Raw genomic sequence first — 23910 nt, forward strand, 5'->3', positions numbered from 1 at the left:
TTTTAATTGAAATTTCTACAAATGTACTAAGTCTTTTCTTAATCTAAATAGGATTTTTGATTAAAAACAATTTTAGAAATATCCTTTTTATAAGGTTTTTTTTCACGAATAACTTTACATGGGTTTCCGACAGCAACAGAATTTGAAGGAATAGATTTTGTGACAACAGAACCTGCTCCAATTATCACATTATTCCCTATTTCAACTTCAGGTAAAATCACAGCATTTGCACCAATCCAAACATTATTTCCAATTTTAATTGGTTTTCCTTTTACATGTTGCAAAAAATCTTCTAAATCGTGATTTGAAGAAATAATTTTCACACCAGGACCAAATTCAATGTTATTTCCTAAAATAATTCCATTACTTGCTTGAATGTAATTTCCATAATTATCTCCTGGATCACACATAATTCCTTTTGTAATATTTTCTGGACAATTTACTTTAGAAGTATAATGAACAGGCCAAGGAACTTTTCCATTAATTCTCAATACTTTTTGTGGAATAAAGAAATTTAAAAAGAAGCGAAAATAGGAACAATAACCATATTTTGGTCGAACAAATTTTGGAAAAGCTAAAGAAAGAATTTTCCCAAAAATGTAATAATCTATTTTTTGTTTGAAAGAAATTTTAGTTGAATTCATAAGGCAATTTCTTCATTAATTTTAAAAAATAAAAAGCAATCAATATATATAGAAAACTTCCAAAAACGGAAAGAATTGTAATACCATAAACCAAATTTTGAAATAAATATCCGATATAAATTCCGAGTAAATTTATTGCGAGTAAAGTAGAATTAAAAACCAAACCTAATTTTAATTTATCGAAAATCACTAATAAACTACTGATAGGATTAAAGAAAATTCGACCGAACACCAAAATGGATAAAATTGCTAAATATAAATTCAAGTTTTCCCAAGATTTTCCGAAAAACCATTCTAATAAAAACCCACCTAAAGTATTTGTCAAAAGAATCACACCTAACATTGCCAAAACATTATTTCGGATAATTTTTTTAGTAAAATTAAATAGTTTTGAAGGTTCATTTTGATGATAATCTACTGCTTTTTGATAAAAAACCTGAGAAACAGAAGAAGAAATAATCACTAAAGGAATATTTAAAATTTTCATACAAATTCCGTAAACTCCTGCTGCGGAAGTAGAGAAAAAAGAACCGATTAAAATTGTTAAGATATGATTTGCAAATGCATTTATTAAATTAGATGGCAAACCAAAACGAATTAAATTATGATTTGTTTTATAAAAAGATTTTATGTTTGCATAACTCTCTTTTTTCAAAAAATATTCTTTTTCTAAAAAAAATGTATAACTTAAAATCACGATACAAGTTGCAATGATAAACCCAAAAATCAATCCATTTTCAAGATTCATTTTGTAAAAAATAAATTGTGTTACTAAAGTTAAAATTGCGTATAAAATCTTTGCGTTTGCGATTATTTTAAACTTTTTAGCAAATGTAAAATAGTATTCACAATTTGATTTTAATGTAAAAATAAATCCACCAAAAACAGATAAATAAAGAAGTGAAGAAATTTCTTCTTTGAGATGAAATAAATTCGTTATTCCAAATACAATTCCTAAAGCAAGAAAAAGAAATAGAAAAGCCAAAGAAACTATTTTCACTAAAGTTGTATTTGCTTCTCGTTTTGTTTTTGAAAGTACTAGAACATTATCTAAGTTTAATGTAAAAAGTATAAAGAGAATATTTAAAATACTGGAAAAAATCGCAAAAGTTCCATACACCTCATCACCGTAAAGTTTTGCTAAATATAGAGCTCCTAAAATACCTATCATCTGTGAAAAAGTCGAGCCTTTTAACATTGAAAAGATATTTTTTTGGAATTGGTTGTAGTTTTTAGGTAATATATTCAAGGGTGTAAAATTTCTCCAAATATAAAAAAAGGCTTTCCAAAATAGAAAGCCTTTTTAAAATATGTTTTGAATGATTATCTACGAATCAAACTAAAGTGTCCTTTTTTACTGTAAGTTCTTGTTACAATTGAACCATCAGAAGCTTGTCTTACTTTTTTCACAATTTCTAAAGTAAACCAATAATCTGAAGATGGTAAAGGATTTCCTTCTTTTGTCAATCCATTCCAACCGTCAGAATTCTTTTGCACTTTTGTAATTAATTTCCCATATCTATCATAAATATAAATATCAGCACTAATTACAGAATCATTGTTCAATCCTAAGATATTCCATGTATCATGAACTCCATCATTATTCGGTGTAAAATATTTAGGGAAATCAACAACTCCAAAAGCAATTGTTGGATTGTCACATCCTCCACCTAAAACATTACGAATCATTAATACATAATCTCCTCCTCCAACGTTTGTAAAAACTGGAGCAGTTTGCCAAGAATCTCCACCGTCGATTGAGAATTCATAAGTTCCAAAGTTTAAATTCGTTGTATTAATTGCAATTGTATTATTCCCTGCTTCATCAATATAACCAGAAACTACAATATCATCCGCTGTAAGATTTGCAATATAAGAACCTACAACTTCAATCGTATGAACTTCACTTTCACAAGCTAATGTTCCTTCTTGACTAGTTGCTTTTACCGTATAGGTTCCTTCTTCACTTACTAAAATTTCTTCCGATGTAGCATCTAAAACAGTTCCATTATATGTCCATTCATAAGTATAATCTCCTTCTGGATTTAATACTGAAATTTCCGTTTCAATTTGTCCATCGATTGGATTTTCGTATAAACAAATAACCTCTGTTTCATTTGTTTCAAAAACTGGAGTTTCTTCTACATCAATTTCGAAAGAAGTAACTGTATAACATCCTGTTTCAATATTTTGAACATTTGCCCAAATTGTACTTGCTGCACTTTCATAAGCTGTATTTGAAACTGGATTTACTAAGTTCTCTGCATCTTCTTCAGAAGTATAATAAGTAATATTTACATCAGAAATCGCTGGAGAAACTACAAAGTTTAATGTATCAAAATTAAATATTCCAACACCATTAAATCCACAAACAATATAAGTATCAATTGTATCTAATAATTCAGGTTTCTCTCCTAATTTCAATACGAAACTATCCACATTTACACATCCTGTAACTTCATTTTCAACTCTTACATAAATAGTTGTTTCACTTGTAATCGTTAATGTAATTGGATTTACAATATTCGCATGACTATTTGATTCTGCGGCGATTTGTGTGAAATAATATTTTACTGAAATATCTGTAGTAGAAACTAAAATATCTTCTGTAATATCATTTAAATTGAAAGTAGTTTCTGTTTCTCCAGGTAAAACACAATAATAGAATTCATCTGAGATTTCTAATTCTGGTAAAGCATTTACAATTAATTCTAAAGAAACAATTACATAACAATATTCTTCAGTAACATCATCATTAGTGTAAACATTACTAACTTTTACATAAATTGTTTTTGTCTCTGAAGCATAAGAAGAAAGGTTTGTGATTTCCGAAGTTAAATCTTCATCTTCATAATATTTCAATTCTAAACCTGCTGGGTTTTGTCCATTGATAATATCTGCTGTCGTTTGTGTCAAATCGAAAATAGCAATTCCATCTGAATTATCATCACAAACAGCTAAAGCTTCTGGATTAAAGTTTGGTTGTGGAAGCGGCTCTACAACTAAAGTTAAAGTAGAAGTATTAAAACATCCTGTAGTTACATTTTCCACACGAACATAAAGTTCTTGAGCATCAACAGTTGTATTTACAAATGAAGTATAATCTGCAATATCTTCTACATCATTTTTCGCATTTTCTTCTGTTGTATGATATGTAACTGTAACTCCTAATTGGTTTACTAAATATTCATCATCTTTTAGTGATAAATCGAAAACCGTATAACCATCATAATCATCATCACATAAATGAAGTTGACTTTGTGTAATTGTTGTAGGAATTTCTTCAATAATTAAATCAAAACTTTCTATAATATAACATCCTGCTGAATTTTCTACACGAATCCAGATTGTTTGATTATTTGGTGTTGCATTTACAAAAGGAGCATCTATATCTATTGGGTTATCTTTATTTTCAGCATCAACTTCTGTTTGATACATTGTAATAACTAATGTTGGATCATCTGAAAGAATTTGATCTCTTACAACTGATAAATCAAATATTCCTTGTCCATCTGTATCATCATCACAAAATACAACATCTTCAATAGGAGAAATTTCTGGTTTTCCTTTTACAGTTAATTCAAGTGGAAGAACAATAAAACATTCTGTAGTTTCATTTTCCACACGAACATAAATTGTATTTGCAACCGAATAATAATTTAAAGGTAAAGGTAATTCATCTCCATAAGCATTTTGTTCTGTAATATGGAAAGAAACCTTGTAATTATCTGAACCAGAATATGAATCTTGAATTTCTGTTAAATCAAAGAAAGCATATCCATCACTATCATCATCACATTCTTCAAGCATTTCCTGAGGCTTAACAACTGGAAGTGGATTTACAATTAAATCTAAAACAACATAGGACATACATCCAGTTTCTTGATTTGTTACAACTGCATATACAGCTTGCGAACCTGAAGTAATATTTTCATATAATTCTAATTTATTAATAATTGGTCCATCCACAGAATTTTCATGATACACTACAATTCCTGTTGTACCATTTAAAATTTCTGCATCTTTTTCATAAAGTAAAAATTGCTGTACAATTCCATTTGTATCATCTCCATCTTCTGCATCATCACAAAACTCAATTGGAGTTGGTTGTGCTAAAACTGGTCTTTCATTTACTGTAACTGTTAATGGAACAACATTCGCACAATTTGTATCGCTATATTCTGCACGCACCCAAATTGTTTGCGGATTTACATTATTAACGAATCCTGTCGGATTTGAAATAAATCCTGTTCCAACTTCAGTATTTGTGATATCTCCTTCGATTGCTGCTGCTTCTGTATAATAATATTCAAAAGTAATTCCTGTTTCTGCAACAATTTCTCCTTCTTTAATTGTTAAATCAAATAAAGTAAATCCATCTGCAACATCATCATCACATTTTTCAAGTCCTTCTACTTCTGTAACGGTTGGTGTTGGATTTACAATTAAATCTAAAGCAACAATATCTGTACAACCTGTAATTTCATTTCTAACTAAAGCATAAACAGTTTGTGTATTAATATCTACATTTGCATAAGCTTCTGGTGTATCAATCGCATTTGCAAAAACCATTTCTTCAGCATCGATTAATTCTTCAAAATAAGTAACAGAAACTTGTCCAATTGCATGTGTGATTTCTGTGTCTTTTAATGTTAAATTAAATTCTGCAAAACCATCATTATTTGGATCACAAACATTTAATGGAGTTGGAATTGTTGATTCTGGTGAATTTACAATTTCTACATTCATTGTTGTGATAATAGAACAATGTGTAAAGTTATTTTCGATACGAACAAAAACATCAAAAGCATTTGGATATGCGTTATTGATAAATGGTGAGGAAATTGCGTTTGTATTTGCAATTGCATCAGTTTCTTCATGGTGATAAGTTACTGTAAACCCAGGTGTATCAAATGTGTGATAATTATCTGCATTATTTAAATAAATAGTTGTGATTCCATCATTAATATCATCATCACAAACAATCATTTCATAAACTTCAGGTAATTCTGGTTGTGGATTTACTTGAATATTAAATGGTGTAACACTTGAACATCCTGTCACATCATTTTTTAAATGTGCATAAATTGTTTGCTCTGGTGTAACTGTATTTTCAAAAGCAGTTGGATTATCAATAAATGCCCAAGAAGTTTCACTTCCAATATTTGCTTCACTTAAATCCACAAAATAAGTAATTGTAATTCCTAATTGCTCATTTAAAATATCTTCATTTGCTTGTGTTAAATCAAAAATCACTGCTCCATCTCCATCATCACAAGCCTCTAAATTTTCAACTTCATTAATTAATGGTTTTGGGTGTACAATTGTGTAAAAACTTGTATATGCAGCACAATTCGCATTTTCTGTTCCAACACGAACCCAAACCTGATGAACATTTTCTGTTGCATTTTGGTAATTTACAACCTCATCTGGAGTTAATGCATTTGTATTTGCTAAAGCATCTGCTTCTGAATTGTAATAATTAATAACAAAATCCGCAGGATTCGCTCCTGGTAATAAAATTTCAGATTCTCTATCTGTTAAGTTAAATAATCCTAAACCATCAAAATCATCATCACAAATTTCAATATGAGAAATCTCTTCCTCATTAATTACAACAGTTTCTACAGTTAATTCAATTGGAATTGAAATTCCACATTGTGTTACTACATTTTGAATAAAAGCATAAATAGTTTTAGAGCTAGAATTAAAATTAGAAGGCTCTATAATTGCCATTCCTGTAGGAAACCCATCTGCTCCTAATGCTAAATCTTCATAATATCCTGTAACTGCAAGACCTGTATTTCCACCTAAAATAGTAGATTCTAAACTTAAAAGATTGAATGTTCCGATTCCATCATTAATTGGAGCATCACAAACAAACATAGTAACAGGTTCTGCTGGAAGTTCTGGCAATGTATTAATTGTTAATTCAAAAGTTGCAACAGAAAAACAATTCGTAACATCATTTTGTAATCTTGCATAAATTGTTTGTAATCCTGATTCTGAAGTTTCAAATGAAGAAGGATTTGAAATAAATTCAGCTACAGTTTCATCTCCTGCATTTGCAGCATCTTCATTTGTAAAGTAAGAAATAGAAATCCCTGTTTGCGCTCCTAATAATTGTGTATTTACTTCTGTTAAATCGAAAGTTGCAACACCACTTAAATTCACACAAGTTTCTAAATTTTCAACAGGATTTATTTCTGGAATTGGATTTACAACTAAATTAAAACTTGTAATTCCTGAACAAACTTCTCCTAAACTATTTTCAACATCAACTCTAACCCAAATTTCTGAAGAATTTGCAGTTGGATTTGTAAAAGGAGCTGCCGCATCAATTTCATTTGAACCAGCATTTGCATCTGTTTCTGTTAAATAATAAGATACAGTTCCAGTAGTTGTTGTTAAAACTTCATCATTTTTATCTTGTAAAATAAATCCTTGATAAATTCCGTTTGAAGCATCTCCATCTGTTGCATCATCACAAACTTCATAATCTGTTACTCCTAAATTAATTGGAATATCTTGAACAGCTAAATTCACATTTGATGTAATTCCACACCCTGTAACTGTATTATATGTATAAGCAAAAATTGTTTTTGTATTAGATACATAATTTGCTATATCAGTAATCGGATTAGAAGGTGCAAAAGAACCTGGAGCAAACGTAAATGAAGATGATTCATAAAATTGTACATTTAAGTTTGTTGTTCCTTCTAGAATTTGTGAACTAATTGTTGTTAAATCAAATAAACTATTTCCATCAATTGGAACATCATCACATAAAACAAAATCAAATTCTGCATCTACAACTGGAGTTGGATTTACTTCAATTTCAAAAGTTCCTTGATTTGTACATCCTGTTGTTTTGTCTGCTAATAAAAAGTGAACTGTTGTTGTTCCACTTAAAAATGCAGTTGGAATTGCAATTTGATTAGAAGCATCTGGAGTTGCTGTATGATATGTTACATCATATAAATCTCCATTTGATAAAGTTGTCGTGTTTACAGTTAAATCCCAAACTACTTGACTATCTCCGTCATCATCACACATAATTTCAGTTGGAATCACAGCTAAAGTTGGTAAAGCTCCAACATTTAAAGTGAAATCAATTGTTGTTGTACAACCTGTTGCATTATTTACAATTGCTGCTTGAATGACTTCTCCATCTGTTCCTGCATATGTTGAAGTAGTAATTGGAGTTCCACTTGAAGAAAAAGTAATTGTTATATCATCTGCATTATTTATTTGTGTTTTTAAAGTATCAAAATTAAAATCAGCATCACTTTCACATCTAAAAATATCTGTTGCTGCTGGCATATTTGCTGTAGGTAAATCTGCAACTTGTAATTCTAAAGGAATAGTTGAGCTACAAGCATCATCAATTGGCATCCCCGAAGCATCTTTTGATTTAATATCAATATAAATTGTTTGAGGATTTGTTGTATTTACAAATGCATTTGGTGTTAAGATTTCATTCACTAAAGCATTATCTGTATAGTATTTAATTTCAAAATCTGCTGGATTTGCTCCATTTAACATTTCTCCTAATGTTGTAGGATTTGCTAAATCAAACATTTCTTCTCCTGCTGGATTTACTCCTGAAACTTCATCACAACTTAATAATGGAGTTAAATCTGAAGAAATTGCAGATTGCACAAGAATTAAATCAAAAGAAGTTGATTGAAAACAATCTACTGTTCCACCTCCATCAATATGAGAAGCTTTTGCCCAAATTGTAACTGGTGTCGCAGAAGTCACTTGTAATTCTGTAATTGCATTTGCTGGATCATCCATTGCAGCTTGACTTGTATAATATGTCACATGAACATCTGCTGGATCATTTGTTCCACTTACTTCTGCATTTTTTGCTGTTAAATCAAAAGTAAAATCTAAATCAACATCACAAACAGTCCAATCTGCAACAGAATCATTTATATCAATTTCTGGAATAAAATCTACTGTAATTTCATTTGATTCTTTACAAGTAGGATTATAAGTATAATTAATTCTATATGTTCCATCAACAAAAACCTCATGTGTTGGTTGTGTTGCACCAGGAATTGGATTCCAAGTATCACTTACAGCATCATAAGATTCCCACTGATATGTTCCTGAAGCTCCAATATCATCTCCTCCTAAAATATAACTATCTCCTTCACAAACTAATTGAGTGATATCTTCAATTTCTGGAGCTTGAAGTTTAAATCCTCCTCCTTCTAATAACACAAAAGAATCTTTATAATGATCTTGTACATCTCCAATAGCTAATTTTAAATGATACGTATTTCCAGGTACTAATCCTTCAATTATAGCAGTCATCGGAACAGTTCCTCCTCCTGTATTTAATTGTGGATAATTATCTACGAATAATGCAGAATTATTATCAAATCCATCAGCTGCTGCATCCGCACAATTATAATTATGTATCGTTGTAACTTTTACAGGTACTGTTTTACCTGGAACTAGAGCTATATTTACTCCACCTAAATTTAAATCTACATCTGGAGTAGTTGATTTTGAATCGTGATCATATGCAACAGTCGTTGGAATTCCAGGTCCACTTAAAATAAAAGCAAATGGATCTACAAAATTACCACAAGCATAAAATTGACTTGCATATTCATCAGAACCAAAAATATATCTAAAAGATGTACTTTCTGCTGGTGCAACAAAATCAAACTCAAAACTTGTTGCATTTTCAATGTGTAAAGATGGACTTTGAAGTAACGTTTCTAAATCTGGATCTGAAACATTTTCCCATGCTCCTCCTCCATAACTTGAAGGTGTTCCGACATTTGTGTTTCCAATTTTGTGAGCATTTCCTGTTGAAAGTATAATACCATTTTCAAAAGGAAAATCTACGCCATCTGGTCTTTGAAAATACCCATAATTCTTTTGATTTTTTTGGGTGGGTGAAAAAGATGGATTTACAACTGTAGAAATTGAACTGATGTTTACACAATCGCCATCAATAAAAACCTCTTCTACCAACTCTTCTAAGCTAAGCAATTCGTAATTATTTGGGGAATTATCAGCATTAATCTCCAATTTTTGTGAGAAAACATTGCTGAATACAAATAAAAACAATAATTGTATTATTATTTTTTTAATCATTTGTAATAAATTATTATATTTTAGTATTACAAATGTATTAAAAGCTATGATTTTAACATTTATTTTTAATTAATTTTTATAGTTTTATTATAATACAATGATAATCAACATTTAACACCTTTTATTCTTTTATTCTTTATTAAACACAAATAATTTAAACCGCTTAAAAACAGTACTTTAAAAATAATCATCCTTTTTTCACTATTCTGAAAATTGAAAAAAAACACCTAATTTTTCATAAAAAAATGACGTTTATCAGTTATTTATTTTCATTCTAATTTCTTTCAATTTACAACTAAAAAAAGCCTCCATAATTTTATTTTTTTATCGAAGCTTTTTCTTTAATTAATAATCAAAAATCATCCCTTTCGGATTCAATTCATATTGATACTTTTGCGCATCTCCATACTCTTTATAACTCTTTTTTTTACCTTTTTCGATTTCTAAAAAAGCTTCATACATTTGATGTGCTGCAATTTCAAAATTCATTCTTCCTGTTCCAGTACAAAAACTTGTCATTGTTAGACTTTCAATTTTAGAATGATTTTTTGCTGTGATTAGAGTCGCTTTCATTGCTAAATAAGTATTCACCGAAGTTGCAATATTAAAACTCATCGGAACTCTCATTGATGGTGCAGAAATCAAATATGGGAAATCTTTATGATTTGTTTCAATAACCATTGCATTTCCAATCAATAATTCTCCTTCAGGTAATTCTTGAATTCTTTTTCTTAATTCATCTTCCACATGCCAACCAATATGCATTGAAATTGCTAAATCAACTCCACCATCCATAAAACCAAAAGAATTTGCTGGACTTACAATAGCATCTGCTTTTGCAGTTATGATGTTTCCTTCCAAAATTTCAACATTTTCTTCTTTTCTAAAAAATTTTTTCCATGCAACAACCATTTCAGGATTATTGCTAATTAATGTGTATTTCATATCTATTTTTTATTTCAAAAAAAAAGCTATCTCATTTTGCAGAGATAGCTTTTCTATATTTTATAATTGATTTAAATTTATTTCACTTTCATCAATTCTACATCGAAAATTAAAACTGCATTTGGTGGAATTACTCCTCCTGCTCCTCTACTTCCGTAACCTAAGTCAGATGGAATTACAAATCTAGCTTTATCACCAACTTTTAATAATTGGATCCCTTCATCCCAACCTGCGATTACTTGACCAATTCCTAAAGTAAAATCAATTGGTTGCTTTCTTTTGTAAGAAGAATCAAATACAGTTCCATCAGCTAATTGCCCTTTATAATGAACTGAAACCATTTTTCCTGCTTCCGCTTTTGGTCCTTTTCCTTCTTGAATCATTTGGTAACGTAATCCACTAGCTGTTTTTTTGAAACCAGCTGATAATTTTTCTAATTCTGCTTCCTTTTCTTTTTTTTCGGCCTCAATTCTTGCTTCTCTTGCACCTTCAAAAGTACGGAAAGCTTCAATTGCATTGAATTTTTCAGCAGCTTCTCCAACACGGATAATTTCTACTGATTCCATCTCATCTCCTTGTGCAATAGCATCCACAACATCTTGTCCTTCCACAACATTTCCAAAAACAGTATGTTTTCCATCTAACCAAGCAGTTGGTCCATGTGTGATAAAAAATTGTGATCCATTTGTTCCAGGACCTGCATTTGCCATAGATAAAATTCCTGCTTTATCATGTTTTAATTCTGGATGAAACTCATCATCAAAATTATATCCTGGTCCTCCAGCTCCTGTTCCTTGAGGATCTCCACCTTGAATCATGAAATCTTCAATCACTCTGTGAAATTTAATTCCATTATAATAAGGTGTTCCTTGAGGCTTTGCTGAATTTTCCATATTTCCTTCTGCTAAAGCTACGAAGTTTCCAACTGTCCCAGGAGTTTTTTCAAATTCTAAGTTTATTAAAATCGAACCTTTTGACGTGTTGATTTTAGCATATAATCCATTATCCATTTTGTCGTAATTTTTGTTGTCGCAAAGATACTTTAGTTTTATAAAATTTGAAAATTTTCTTTTAGTTTCTACAATTATTAATCAATAGACTAATTTTATTTTGCTATATGATTTGATTTAAGATCTTTAATCAAAGACAAAATTAACCAACTCCATAAAATAATTATAAAGACATAAGATAAAAATTGACTTCCTACCAAATGTAACATTTTGAATATAGAAAGAATAGACCAACTAAAAACTAATAGTAATTTATTATAATCTTCAAAAACTTTAATTTTCTTTTTAATAAATCGATAGAAGTAACTAATACTAATCAAAGAATATCCTATTGTCATTAATTCATTATCTAAGATTAGATGTTCTATTTTTAAATAGAAACCTATAAAAAGAATTATAAAAGAAAGCCAAATTAAAATGATATCTAATTTGTATTTTTTAAGAATAAATTGAACAAAGCTTAAAATTATAAGACTTATCAAGCTGAAAATAATTATTTCTTTGCCCATAGATAAATGTAAAATCCTTAAATAATAACCTATACCTAGCAGGAAAAAAGAACCAATAATTGCCATATTCAATTTTGAACTTACTAAAAAGACTATAAATCCAAAAAATGCCATTGGAAAACCAATATAATTTTGAAAAAACTCTTGTAAAATGATTCCAAAACTGCATGTAAACAATCCTAATATTTGATTGTTATTTAATTTTAATTTATTCATGTATAATTCTATACTATTGATATTTAATTTTTAGAAATCTTAATTTTCTCTTTTATCAAAAGGAGGTTCCCAATTTTTTGTTTTCATAATTTCTTTTACTTCTTCATACGATAAAGGATAAAAATCATGGCAATCCACTCCTACATCGAATGACAATCGATCTTCTAAATCTGGTAAATTTCCATGACTATGACCATATAAATGCCAAGTTCCTCTAGAATCACTTCGCCAAACACGCATTGCATAATGAAATAAAATAATTCTTTGCACTCCATTTTTACAATCCGAATCTTTCACTTTTAGTTCATGATAATCTTTTACCCATTTAAATTTCTTTCGATTATTTAATGCAGATCCTTCGTGATTTCCTACAATTAAATATTTTGTTCCATTTAATCTATCTAAAATAGCAGCAATCAATTCATTGTCTTTTGTCATTCCAAAATCTCCAAGATGATATACCTCATCTTCTGGTTTTATTTTTTCATTCCAACGCGCAATTAACGTTTCATTCATTTCTTCAACATTTGCAAAAGGTCTTTCGCAAAATTTGATAATATTCTTATGACCAAAATGATGGTCTGATGTAAAAAATATTTTACTCATCTTTTCTAATTCTTTTAATTTTTTTAATTATGTCATTTTAAATTAATTCCATCTTTAAACTTTTTAGCGACATTTTTTAAGTAATCAACACCTTCTACATTTTCTAACATAAATTGAGGAATACTTTTGAGTCCCATTTTACCAGCCAAAATACCTGTTGTAATTGATGCTACAGAATCCACATCTCCTCCTAATAAAACAGAATATTTTAAAGCTTCAAAAGGTGTTTTACTTTTTTTCAAAATATATAAAACACAACCAACCGTCAATTTAGAATCTGAAGGAACTCCTTTAATTCCTGGAAGAAAATAAGGCTTTTCAATAGGTTGTTTTCCACACAAAATTGAATATTCTTTTTCTGTCAATGATTTATGAATATCAATTTGGTTTACTTTATTCAAATAATCAATATATTCAGCATTGCAATTTACTGTGTCCAAACAATAATCAATAATATTTTTTGGATCTTCATTTTTTATTAATAAATAATGTGCTGCCCGAGAAATACACTGACTTGAAATAATTGCAATTTCATTCGGATGCGTTGCATTTGCATTTATTTCTGCATAGGAATTAATTAAATTTTCGTCAAGAAAACCAATTGGAACTGCTCGCATTGCAGGTGCATTTCCAGGATTACTTCTATATCTTTGAAATTCTCTTACTTCTTCTATTGTTTTTTCATCAGAAAAAAACCATCGTATAGAACCATGACCATTTCTTCCATATCCTTTTAATTTAATTCCTCTTTGATATTCTTCTAACCATTTTGAAATTAAAAGTTCTTCCGAAAAATCTTGTTTTGAAATTAAAGCATTCATCACTCCAATTGTCATTTCTGTATCATCTGTATAATCCCAAGAAGTATAATTTTCTGTAAATAATTCAAGTTTATCTTCAGAAATTTTTATTTTATTTCTAGCATTTACAAATTTTGTAAAATCAACATTTTTAGCAATCCAATCTCTATCTTGAAATTCAACTCCTGCACCAAATGCATCTCCAATTGCAGTTCCTATTAAGAAAGATTCAATATTCATAGTTTAATCTATTTTCCCCAAAACTTCCACCATACTCTTTTCGGATTCTTCTTTTCTTCAGTATTATTAATAAAATCATCTTTTTTATTATTTTCAGAAGAAATTTTAGATTCTGATGTTGATTGGTTTTCTTTATTCCTTTTCTCGTTTTCCAATTTAAATGTAATTGGTTTTGAAGAAGAATCTTCATCAGTACTAAAGACAAGTTTGTATTCGGTAATTCCACTTTTGTCTATGATTTTTTTTGCAATTTCATTTTCAGGAAAAATGCTTTTTAGTTGATACACACATTCCGTCTTTTTGTTTTGAGAAAAACCTTCAAAATTTTCATTTAGAAAATTAAAAATATAAGATTCGTGTTGTTCAAAAATAGCTAAATAACCTAAAAAAGAAAGAGCACAACCACTTTCAATTTCATCTTGATCATAAATTTTACAAGCAGTATAATACAGATTTTCCTCCGTAAATAATTTTCCCAAAGAAATACAAAGTTTTGATGGCATCGGAACTGGATCATCATTTCTAGACAAAAATCCTTGACAATAAATAAACAAATCTGTTACTTGATTTAAGTCTTCATTTTTAAATCTTTCACGTAGATTATTTGTTAAATCTTTAAACTCTTCATCATCTTCAGTTTTTTCAGCAATTTTTGCAGTTTTTATAATATCATCAAATAATTTTTGATTAATTCCGCTTACTGCATTTTCATGTTGTTCATTCAATATTTTTTGAAACTCTTCTAAAGGATCCATGTTGTTATTTTTCATTTTAATTTTTTATTATTTAGTTTTTTTTATAATAATCTTTTTCTATTTTTTTTATCACTTCTTCTTCAAATATTTTCTTAATATATTCTTTTTCTTGATTAAAAAGTATTTTCTTTTTGTCTTTATTTTCTGATTTTTCACTAACAACATCCCAGTAATATAAAGTTATTTTAACTGTACTATCTACTTCATTGAAATCGTCAATTGAGACAACTAAATCATATATTTGATTATTAATTTTACGGAATATCAAATATTTTTCGTTGTATTTAGAATTTTGTTGGTCATCAAAATCTACATTAAATTCACTTTGCTTGATAACATTTATTAAACTGTCTTTAGAAAAATGTTTTATATGAAAAGTAATAAGGTTTTCTTTAATGATCTTTTGATGTCTAGATGTAGCAACAAATGCAAAAATAGCAAAGGTCAAAGGAATTATTGGAGATAAACGAATTGTTGTTATTTTCTCTTTTTTTGATTCAAAGTAAAAGGAAAGAGGTAAAACTAACAGAGCAATTAGATCTGAATAGTCAACTACTCTAGATATTGAGAAAATTCCAAAATTATTCCATGTATCAATAATAATTTGACTAAAAGGTGATTTCCAAAAGATAAAAAATAGACCTGTCAACCAAAATAAAATCCTTTTATGCTTTGAAAAAAAAGCTGTCCAAAAAAGTGGAAAGATAAATAAACCTGCGAAGTCTGACAGTTTTCCTGTGAGCCAATTATTATAAAATCCTTTCAATACAAAGTCATTTAAAAGAAGAAGTATTAGTGCTAAAAGAAACCAGAATGATTTCAATATTTGTAAATTTCTTTTCATTTTTTTATTCTATGAAATCTATACTAAAATAATTAAGGTAAAAATTTAATATTCATAGCAGTAGACCCACAAATATAGAAGAAACTTTATTTATAAACAAAAGAAGAAAATTGTTTGTTTAACTTGAAAATCTAAATTTTGTTAACTTTGTTTTTTTGCGAAAGGGATTGTAGAGGAAAGCTTTTGTTTATAAAAATTAGATTTTCTTTGAAAACGGAGGCGACCTAAGAAGCCCACGGATTTCTTTAGAAAATCTTTTTTTGAAATACAAAACTTGGAACGAAAAGCCCGACCTTTTTTAAGTTTTTAAACAAAAAAGGATTCGTCCTAAAAAATTAATTTGTAGCAATTGTTTTATTGTCATGAAAAAGATATTTCCATGTAAATGTTGCAACAATTGCACCTAAAGTAGTCGCGAAAATATATACCCAAAGGCTCGAGATATTTCCAGAAACAATCGCAGGAGCTATTGAACGTGCTGGATTCATGGAAGCTCCCGTAATTGGTCCTGCGAACATTGCTTCTAACAATACTATTGCACCAACAGCAAAACCCGTAAAATGACTAATGTCTTTCTTGTTACTTACAAATAGAATGACCAACATTAACAAAAATGTCAAAATGAATTCTAAAACAAAAGATTGTGCTTCTGTTTCTCTTGGTAATGTTGCTCCTAGATTTTCATGTTGAAATAAAAAAGCCATTGTTAAAGAAGCTAAAAATGCCCCTAATAATTGTGCTATAATATAAGGAAGTACTTTTTTCGCTTCGAATTGCTTTCCTAAAGCCAAACTCAAAGTTACCGCCGGATTAATATGTGCTCCAGAAATACTTCCAAAAGTATAAATCACCACAGCGACAATTAAACCAAAAGTTATAGCAATTCCAGCATGCCCTATTACTCCACCTGTAACATCATTAATGACGATTGCTCCAGTTCCGCAAAAAACTAAAGCAAATGTTCCAAGAAATTCAGCAATGTACGTTTTCACTTTCTTTTTTATTATTATAATATTGCAATATTACGATAATAATTAATATAAAAAAAGAGTTACGTGTTTTCGTAACTCTTTCTTAACTTTAATTTTTAACAATTCTTACTGAGCTTACTGTTTTGTCTGTTGTAAGTTTCATTGTATAAGAACCTTCGTTTAATTGTCCTAAATTCAATTTTCCTGAAGTAGAATTTAATTCTCTTTCCATTACTTTTTGACCTAAAGTATTGAAAATCTCTACTTTTCGGATAACTTCTTTTGCAGAAACTGTCAATATATCTTTTGATGGATTTGGATAAACTTTTAATCCTTCGATAATGTTTTCTTCAATTCCTAATTCTTTTGTATTAAAAGTGTGCATTTCTGACCAATCACTTTTTACATCTCCTTCACAAACTGTTCTAACATACACTTTATATTCTGTATTCGGAGTTAAATCAGAAACACTGTGTGGATTTGTTGAAGTTGCAACTCCATCTTCTGGCATAGTATCAGCACTTGGAATTACATTAATTTCAAATGAATCTTCTCCTTCAGCTGTCCATGAAATATCTGCCGATGTTGTAGTTACATTCTCTGAATTAACTTCTGTTGGAACAACACATTCTGTTGTAACTGTATCTCCCATCAAAAATGTGATGTTTGGTACAAAGAAATCAATATTTGTTGCTTCAGTTAATGTTTCTTCATCAAAAGCAGAAGATGAAATCTTATAAATACTCCTTTCTTCAGTTACATTTGTATTATAAAAAGCTATTTGAGAACTGTTAAATAGATCTTTATTATCTTTTACAGCGATAAATAAATTGTCTGTTCCATTATAATCAAATGCAGAATCAAAAGTAACTTCTACTTCATTAGTGTTTGTAATTGCTACAGTTCCAGTAAATTTTTTCATTTCATCTGTCAAAGGAATTAAATCCGTTGAAGAATCAAATTTTGTTTTTGAAGTATGTCCAATCCAAACTTCCCATTCATCAGATTTAGAAATTGTCAAAGTAGCAGTAATTTCAGTATCTAAATAGAATTTTACTCCAGAAATATTACCAGATGTATTAATTTCTGATCCTAAATAAATGTTTTGAGAATAAGAATAATTAAAGTAAGGATTAATCGGTGTATGCTGATCAATTTCAGTTCCATCACCAACGTTTACTTGTGCATTTGCACAAAAAGATGCAAAAAATAAGGACGCAATAAGTGTAATTTTTTTCATAATTAGGGTTTTCTTTGTTTTCAGGGAACAAAATTAAAAGGAAAAACCTACATTATATAACATTTACATTATTTTTTGTTAATTATTATACAAAAACCAGTTTTATTATTAATAAATAAAACATAACATAAAGTATTTGTTAAATTATGTTAATTTAATAGAAATATTCTTATGATTTATATTCGTTGAATTTGATTTGAATATAAATTTTTAATTTCATCAATATATTTTAAGGAAAAATCGATATAAGATTCCTTGTTGTTTATTCTAATAAATTCTTTTGCTATAATTGAAATTTCTTCATGGATTTTTTTAATATCAATAGTAGAATCGTTCATTAGATACCAAACATTTGTTTCATTTGGATTGGAATTTGACATTAATTCACACATTCCAGTAAATTTTAGTTCATCTTCATCAGATCTTAAACTCTTTAATAAAACCTCAACTCTATCTTTTGATCTTTCACTAAAATTCCCTCTTCCAATAGCATGTATAATTATTATCTTTTGTTCTAATTCTTCTTTTTCATATTCAAAAATTAATCTATCTAAAGCTTTATCGCCAATTAAACTTAAAGCCCAAATTGCTCTACTTATTATCGTTCCATCTTTGATAAAAAGTAAATTGTAAATAGTATCAACTAGTTTTTCATCTGCATTTTTTAATTCTTCTGAGTAATTATTTATCAAATAAAAAAGTCCTAAAAATTTATCTTGATTGTTTACAGCATTTAATTCATTACATAAAATTTCAAAAACTTCTTTTGTAAACTCTTCTTTTTTTAAACTTGAAATAGCATCATATTTTTTTTTATGGGATTCCGTTTTAAATATTTTTTTAAATATTTCAATTTTCATAAAATTATTTTTGGAGCTTAAAACTAATAATTTTATAGAAAAAAGTTATTGTTTAAATTTTTAAAAAAATTATTCATGTTATTTAATGATTCAACTGTAAAACCATTCCAAAATAAAAACTTCGTTTTTGGTAATTTGTAAAGAATTTCTCTGAATAATCAGGATTGTAAACTGCTCTAAATTCATTATCCGTATCGAAAATATTATTTACAACACCATAAAGAATCAAACCATTTCCTTTAAAAGCAAAATATCTATTGATGTTTAAGCTTAAATTATTGTAGTTATTAAATTGACTTCCATTGATATTTGTATCAAAAATTGGACGGAAAGCATTTGCATTATTTTCAAACTCCGCTCCTATCACGTCTGTGTAAAAACTTCCTGGGCGCGTTACATAATTCAATGATAAGTTAAAAACTTTCGGATGGTTAAACTGAACTGAACCTTTTACAAAATAATTTAAATCATTACTACTTGTAAACTCTTCTCCATTAATTGTAATTTTCTGATCTAAATAAGTATTCGATATTGAGAAATTAAAGTATTTTCCGATTTCTTGTTTAAAATATAACTCAACTCCAAAAGTTTTCGTTGCAGTTATTAAAAAATCATCTGGTGTAATAACATCTCCACTTTCATCTTTATAATATAAACCTAAATTTAAATACGTTTTGGAAGTATCATATGTATAATCAATTGCATATTGATCACTTTTCAAAAGATTAAATGCTTGGTTATAATAATCTGGAGTTTGATAACTATTATAATGTCCTCCACTTAATAATAAAGAACTTCTCGTATTGAAAGATGTTTTTAAACTTCCTTGGTAACTAACATATGATTTTTGATCTTGAGTTGGGATATTTGGACGAATTCCACTTCCTAGCGAAAATGTTTCATTCAAATCATAATTTAAATACACATAAGGTTCCACAATTGCGTTTGAAATTTTATTTCTATTTCGAACATTTGGAGAATCTGGAGAAAGTGCATAAAAATAAACTGGTTCATCACCATAAAATTTATTATAACTATAATCTAAATCGATTCCTGTTTTTAAGGAAAAATTGTCTATCCCAATCGTTCTATAATTTAAAGAGAAAAACACTTGTCGAATGTCCAGTTTACTATCTATATTTCCGAATTTGTAGTCTGAATTACTTGTATTATATCCAGTATTTACACTTGTAACTCCTTTTTTATTAAAGAATGAAAAATTATTCACTGTAAACAAACGCTTTTTAGAAGCAATCGAATTTCCAGTAAATCCATATTGGAAATCTTCCACATCGAAATCTTCATCAATTGCATAAGTAAATGAATTAAAAGTAACGTCTTCTTCAATTTTAGCATGAAAATTTAGACCAATATCTTTTGTATGAAAACTTTTTATTTGTTCAGTACTATTTTTATTTACATCTAAATATAAATCTGGAAACTGGTAATTTCCATAAATCTGAAAAAAAGTGTCTTTATTTAATTTTTGAGAAATAAATGCTCCAACACTTGCCAATCCTGCTGCAATTTGAATTGTATTTTTATCAATCTCGTCTTGTGTTTGAATTGACACCAATCCTGCTGTTGTATTTCCAAAAGTTAACGGAGGATTACTTGCATACACATATTGATCATGGATTATTTCATTATTGAATAAACTAAAATTTCCAATTCCATTTAATTGACTATTTCGAACCGGACGATATACAGGAACACCATTCAAAACAATTCTCGAACGATCTGGATCACTTCCTCGTAAAGTTGGATTTGCAGATTCTTCTGTATTTGTAGAATAAGGAAGATTTGTAATTGCTTTTAATGGATCGTTATCTGCATTTGGACTTAAATAAATATCAGATTTCTGTAGTTTAATTACAGAAAACTTTTTAGAAATAGGTTGTTTTGCTTTGATTTCAACTTCTTGTAGTGTTTCCACATCTTCCTGTAAAATGATTGATAGATTTTTAGGGATTGCATCTGTATTAATTGGAATATAACGCGATTGAAATCCAATAAAAGACACGACTAAGGTATCTGAATTTTCTAAAACTAGAAGTTCAAAAACACCGTCAAAATCTGTTGTTGTTCCTTTGGAAGGTGCATTTTTCCAAAATACATCTGCAGCAAAAATCGGTTCATTATTATCATCTTTCACAGTTCCTGAAACTGTTTTTTGTGCAAAAATAATTGCAGGAAATAGCATTGAAAAACACAGCAAAACAACCTTTTTCATGAGTAAGTTTATTAAAGTTTACTTTAAGTTATGAATGTTTTAAATAAAACTCTCTTAAATTTCTGTATAAATTTAAATTAGCTTAGAAGCCAATTCTTTAATTAAATAACTATCTGGATATTCAGCAATTCCTTTTTTGTAGATTTCTTTTGCTTTTTCTTTATTTCCAGTACTTATATAAAATTTGATTAATAACTCATACGCTTCTTCTTTTCCCCAAGAAGGCATATAACTATTTTTAATCTTTTGTGCAGGCAAACTAATTGCTTTTAATAACAATTTTTCTGCTTTCTTTTTTCCACCAAAATCAACTGGTGTATAGTAATCATTTACAGCTGCAACATAATATCCTCGAACGTTATTTGGATCTAATTCGATAGACATATCTGCACTTTCTTTTACGCTTTTAGAAAGAGACATGGCATTAATTCCTCTTGCATATTGCAGAGAGAAATTCTCCAATAATCCTAAAATTGCATAATATTCAGTGTTTTTGTTTTTAATCTGTTTGATTTTAGCAATTCCTTCTGTAACTGCTTCTTCAGAAAGTTTTGAGTTTTTAACTTCGTAGTAATAAATCGATTTATAATAATCCAAATATCCAATCCAATAAAGAATTAAATCTTGTTTTTTATCTTTATATAAATCTTTAAGTTTTGTTTCTAATTCGTTTAAAGCATTTGGATTTTTTGCGATTACAGAACCTACAAAAGCATCCATTACTTTTTGTTGAATATTTTCAAGAAGATTGTCTTTAATTTCTGTAGAAAAAGCTTCTGTACTTACTTCTGGTTTAGGTTTTACTTCTGTACTTGCTGAATTTGCACAATTTAAATGAAGAAAACATGCAACCGTCATCAAAAATAGTTTCATATTAGTAGTTTTTTAAGTTGAAAAATTAAAAATACCCAAGCAACAAAATGTACATACCAAAGTGGTGTAAAAAGTTGCTCTTTCATCAATGCTGCGTGTGTTTCTTGGTCTTCGCTTTTATCTGAAAATATTGCTCTTATTATTGTAAAATCAGAATAAAATGGATTAAATTCTATAATTAATTGTATAAAAAAAGCCATTGCTAAAGCTTGCAATCCGAAAAAATTATTTATGAGTGAAATTGCTAAAAGTACAATTGTCATAAAACTTCCTGAAAGCAAATAAATCAATGCTTTGATTTTTGATTTTGTCCATTTTATTTTCACATAAGCATGTGGATATGGAATCCATTGAAATCCAACTTTTGTGATTTTTAAATTCAGAATTAGGGCACTGATAACGTGACCTAATTCATGAATGATGATTAAACTAAATAAACACAATATTGTATATAAAACATTGATTCCCATTATCTAGTAAATTTAACTCTTTTAAATAAGAAAGAGAAAAGAATTGGTGGAACTATAATCCAAAAAATTAAAACATAATGGAAATTCGCATGTCGAATAATATCAAGAATTGGATTTAAAGGAAGCATATCTCCTACAGAACTTATGCTTTTATTAAATTCATAAACAGGATAAAAAGCATTACTTGTAAATAAAACACCAAAATAAATGATGTTGGTCAATCCTTTATCTGAAAGATTAGAAATACTAATAAAAGAAACAGATAAGCCAAGGAAAGCAAAGACAAATAACCCTATAAATACTCCATAAATTAAATTTAGAATTTGTTCTCCTGTAATAGCGACACCAAAAACAAAATAAGCTGTGAGGCAAACGACAATTACAGTGATAAATAAAGAAATAATTCGACTTAAAATTAATCCCATAAAATGCCAAAGAATATTAAATGGCATTTTACGCATATATTTTATCAAACCATTTTCATAATATTCTTTAATAACAGGACCAATCGCAAACATTCCATCACTAGCGATTGTCATTCCGATTACACCTGTCATTAGAAAATAAATATATTCTGGACTATCAGCTCCCCAAAATTTCCCGAAAATAACTAAAAGAAATACAGGAAATGCTAAAGAAAAAAACACAGCTTGTTTCATTCTTATATAAATCAGAAACTGATAATATGTTGATTTTGCAAGAATTTTAAACATGATTGTTAGATTTAGTGAAATACAAGAAAACATCTTTCAAATCTACCTTTGTGATAGAATAATTATTCGTAAAAGAATTTATTGTTTTCATTAAAGATTCCTGTTTGTCATAAAAAATATAAATATGTTTATCATGAATGTAATAAGGAATGTCTTTTAATGATTGTTCTAAATCCTCTGCGTATTCCACAATAATTTTTTGTTGTTGTGGAAGCATTTCTAAATAATTCTTTGGAGAATTTGGTTCCATCACAATTCTTCCATTGTGAATAAAAGCAATCTTGTCTGCAAAAAACTCTGCATCTTTCCAATTGTGCGTAGAGAAAAATAATGTTCTATTTTGTCCTTTTACAATTGTCCAAATTTTATCAATTACCGTCGGATCTAAATTTGCAAAAGGTTCATCCATGATGATTACTTTTGGATCATGCATTACTGTTAAAAGCACAGAAACACGCTTTTTTTCTCCTTGTGATAATTCTTTGATAAAACTATCTTTAATTTTATGTATGTCTAAAATATCGAAATATTTTTCTTTTACTTTTTGAAAAGAAGTTCCATAAATACTACAGAAATAATCGACAACTTCCCAAGTTTTAAGCAAAGCAAATAATGGAAGGTGATCATGAATTATTCCGATATTTTTAAAGTCTTTTTGCTCTTGTTCAAAGAAATGAACAGTTCCATTTGATGGAGATAAATTATCTAAAATAATATCGATTAAAGTAGATTTCCCTGCACCATTTTCTCCTAATAAAGCAAAAGATTCTTTTTCGTTTATTTCAAAACTTATATCATGAAGAATTTGTTTTCCATGAATTTTGTATGAAATATTATTTACAACTATATCTTTCATATTTC

General features: G+C 28.4%; 18 protein-coding genes. All 18 read right to left on the reverse strand.

The window, feature by feature from the left end; all coding sequences use genetic code 11:
• Nucleotides 1-38: 38 nt before the first annotated feature.
• Complete coding sequence (locus tag I1A51_RS13170; protein ID WP_196894640.1) at nt 39-644, reverse strand: DapH/DapD/GlmU-related protein; 606 nt, start codon at nt 642-644, stop codon at nt 39-41.
• Complete coding sequence (locus I1A51_RS13175) at nt 631-1893, reverse strand: lipopolysaccharide biosynthesis protein (RefSeq protein ID WP_262895829.1); 1263 nt, start codon at nt 1891-1893, stop codon at nt 631-633. Before I1A51_RS13175 ends, I1A51_RS13170 begins: the two co-directional genes overlap by 14 nt.
• A gap of 74 nt (nt 1894-1967) precedes the next feature.
• Entirely contained in the window at nt 1968-9764 is a 7797-nt protein-coding gene (locus I1A51_RS13180) for a T9SS type B sorting domain-containing protein (RefSeq protein ID WP_196894644.1), read from the reverse strand.
• Nucleotides 9765-10109: 345 nt separating this feature from the next.
• A complete protein-coding gene (locus I1A51_RS13185) occupies nt 10110-10709 on the reverse strand; it encodes a macro domain-containing protein (protein ID WP_196894646.1) in 600 nt (199 codons plus the stop codon).
• A 77-nt stretch (nt 10710-10786) separates the two neighbouring features.
• The gene (locus I1A51_RS13190; protein WP_196894648.1) at nt 10787-11719 is read right to left on the reverse strand and encodes a peptidylprolyl isomerase; all 933 of its coding nucleotides are present in this window, start codon (nt 11717-11719) and stop codon (nt 10787-10789) included.
• Nucleotides 11720-11814: 95 nt separating this feature from the next.
• Complete coding sequence (locus I1A51_RS13195; RefSeq protein WP_196894650.1) at nt 11815-12444, reverse strand: hypothetical protein; 630 nt, start codon at nt 12442-12444, stop codon at nt 11815-11817.
• Nucleotides 12445-12483: 39 nt separating this feature from the next.
• Complete coding sequence (locus I1A51_RS13200; protein ID WP_196894652.1) at nt 12484-13050, reverse strand: metallophosphoesterase; 567 nt, start codon at nt 13048-13050, stop codon at nt 12484-12486.
• Nucleotides 13051-13082: 32 nt separating this feature from the next.
• Nucleotides 13083-14090, reverse strand: a complete 1008-nt coding sequence (locus I1A51_RS13205) for an ADP-ribosylglycohydrolase family protein (RefSeq protein ID WP_196894654.1) — start codon at nt 14088-14090, stop codon at nt 13083-13085.
• Between the two features lie 8 nt (nt 14091-14098).
• Nucleotides 14099-14860 (reverse strand): hypothetical protein, encoded by a 762-nt coding sequence (locus tag I1A51_RS13210; RefSeq protein ID WP_196894656.1) that lies wholly within the window; start codon nt 14858-14860, stop codon nt 14099-14101.
• A 16-nt stretch (nt 14861-14876) separates the two neighbouring features.
• On the reverse strand, nt 14877-15689 hold the full coding sequence (locus tag I1A51_RS13215) for a hypothetical protein (RefSeq protein WP_196894658.1): 813 nt from the start codon (nt 15687-15689) through the stop codon (nt 14877-14879).
• Nucleotides 15690-16024: 335 nt separating this feature from the next.
• The gene (locus I1A51_RS13220; RefSeq protein ID WP_196894660.1) at nt 16025-16681 is read right to left on the reverse strand and encodes an MIP/aquaporin family protein; all 657 of its coding nucleotides are present in this window, start codon (nt 16679-16681) and stop codon (nt 16025-16027) included.
• Nucleotides 16682-16769: 88 nt separating this feature from the next.
• Entirely contained in the window at nt 16770-17900 is a 1131-nt protein-coding gene (locus tag I1A51_RS13225; RefSeq protein WP_196894662.1) for a T9SS type A sorting domain-containing protein, read from the reverse strand.
• Nucleotides 17901-18076: 176 nt separating this feature from the next.
• Nucleotides 18077-18760: a hypothetical protein gene (locus tag I1A51_RS13230; protein WP_196894664.1), complete on the reverse strand. Its 684-nt coding sequence runs from the start codon at nt 18758-18760 to the stop codon at nt 18077-18079.
• Nucleotides 18761-18842: 82 nt separating this feature from the next.
• Nucleotides 18843-20993, reverse strand: coding sequence for a TonB-dependent receptor (locus I1A51_RS13235; protein WP_196894666.1), 2151 nt, complete (start codon nt 20991-20993; stop codon nt 18843-18845).
• 72 nt (nt 20994-21065) lie between these two features.
• Nucleotides 21066-21866 carry a tetratricopeptide repeat protein gene (locus tag I1A51_RS13240; RefSeq protein WP_196894668.1) on the reverse strand — a complete coding sequence of 267 codons (801 nt, stop codon included), beginning with the start codon at nt 21864-21866 and terminating at the stop codon, nt 21066-21068.
• A complete protein-coding gene (locus tag I1A51_RS13245) occupies nt 21863-22336 on the reverse strand; it encodes a hypothetical protein (RefSeq protein ID WP_196894670.1) in 474 nt (157 codons plus the stop codon). Before I1A51_RS13245 ends, I1A51_RS13240 begins: the two co-directional genes overlap by 4 nt.
• The gene (locus I1A51_RS13250; RefSeq protein WP_196894672.1) at nt 22336-23049 is read right to left on the reverse strand and encodes an ABC transporter permease; all 714 of its coding nucleotides are present in this window, start codon (nt 23047-23049) and stop codon (nt 22336-22338) included. Before I1A51_RS13250 ends, I1A51_RS13245 begins: the two co-directional genes overlap by 1 nt.
• Nucleotides 23042-23905: an ABC transporter ATP-binding protein gene (locus tag I1A51_RS13255; RefSeq protein WP_196894674.1), complete on the reverse strand. Its 864-nt coding sequence runs from the start codon at nt 23903-23905 to the stop codon at nt 23042-23044. Before I1A51_RS13255 ends, I1A51_RS13250 begins: the two co-directional genes overlap by 8 nt.
• Nucleotides 23906-23910: the final 5 nt, after the last annotated feature.

Source organism: Aureivirga marina (assembly GCF_015767265.1).
Classification (GTDB): domain Bacteria; phylum Bacteroidota; class Bacteroidia; order Flavobacteriales; family Flavobacteriaceae; genus Aureivirga; species Aureivirga marina.

What these genes read in the sequence shown, in the direction of transcription:
- I1A51_RS13245 (WP_196894670.1), bottom strand. Translation starts at nt 22,336, where the DNA reads ATGGGAATCAATGTTTTATATACAATATTGTGTTTATTTAGTTTAATC.
- I1A51_RS13190 (WP_196894648.1), bottom strand. Translation starts at nt 11,719, where the DNA reads ATGGATAATGGATTATATGCTAAAATCAACACGTCAAAAGGTTCGATT.
- I1A51_RS13185 (WP_196894646.1), bottom strand. Translation starts at nt 10,709, where the DNA reads ATGAAATACACATTAATTAGCAATAATCCTGAAATGGTTGTTGCATGG.
- I1A51_RS13180 (WP_196894644.1), bottom strand. Translation starts at nt 9,764, where the DNA reads ATGATTAAAAAAATAATAATACAATTATTGTTTTTATTTGTATTCAGC.
- I1A51_RS13210 (WP_196894656.1), bottom strand. Translation starts at nt 14,860, where the DNA reads ATGAAAAATAACAACATGGATCCTTTAGAAGAGTTTCAAAAAATATTG.
- I1A51_RS13195 (WP_196894650.1), bottom strand. Translation starts at nt 12,444, where the DNA reads ATGAATAAATTAAAATTAAATAACAATCAAATATTAGGATTGTTTACA.
- I1A51_RS13205 (WP_196894654.1), bottom strand. Translation starts at nt 14,090, where the DNA reads ATGAATATTGAATCTTTCTTAATAGGAACTGCAATTGGAGATGCATTT.
- I1A51_RS13170 (WP_196894640.1), bottom strand. Translation starts at nt 644, where the DNA reads ATGAATTCAACTAAAATTTCTTTCAAACAAAAAATAGATTATTACATT.
- I1A51_RS13255 (WP_196894674.1), bottom strand. Translation starts at nt 23,905, where the DNA reads ATGAAAGATATAGTTGTAAATAATATTTCATACAAAATTCATGGAAAA.
- I1A51_RS13225 (WP_196894662.1), bottom strand. Translation starts at nt 17,900, where the DNA reads ATGAAAAAAATTACACTTATTGCGTCCTTATTTTTTGCATCTTTTTGT.
- I1A51_RS13250 (WP_196894672.1), bottom strand. Translation starts at nt 23,049, where the DNA reads ATGTTTAAAATTCTTGCAAAATCAACATATTATCAGTTTCTGATTTAT.
- I1A51_RS13230 (WP_196894664.1), bottom strand. Translation starts at nt 18,760, where the DNA reads ATGAAAATTGAAATATTTAAAAAAATATTTAAAACGGAATCCCATAAA.
- I1A51_RS13240 (WP_196894668.1), bottom strand. Translation starts at nt 21,866, where the DNA reads ATGAAACTATTTTTGATGACGGTTGCATGTTTTCTTCATTTAAATTGT.
- I1A51_RS13200 (WP_196894652.1), bottom strand. Translation starts at nt 13,050, where the DNA reads ATGAGTAAAATATTTTTTACATCAGACCATCATTTTGGTCATAAGAAT.
- I1A51_RS13215 (WP_196894658.1), bottom strand. Translation starts at nt 15,689, where the DNA reads ATGAAAAGAAATTTACAAATATTGAAATCATTCTGGTTTCTTTTAGCA.
- I1A51_RS13235 (WP_196894666.1), bottom strand. Translation starts at nt 20,993, where the DNA reads ATGAAAAAGGTTGTTTTGCTGTGTTTTTCAATGCTATTTCCTGCAATT.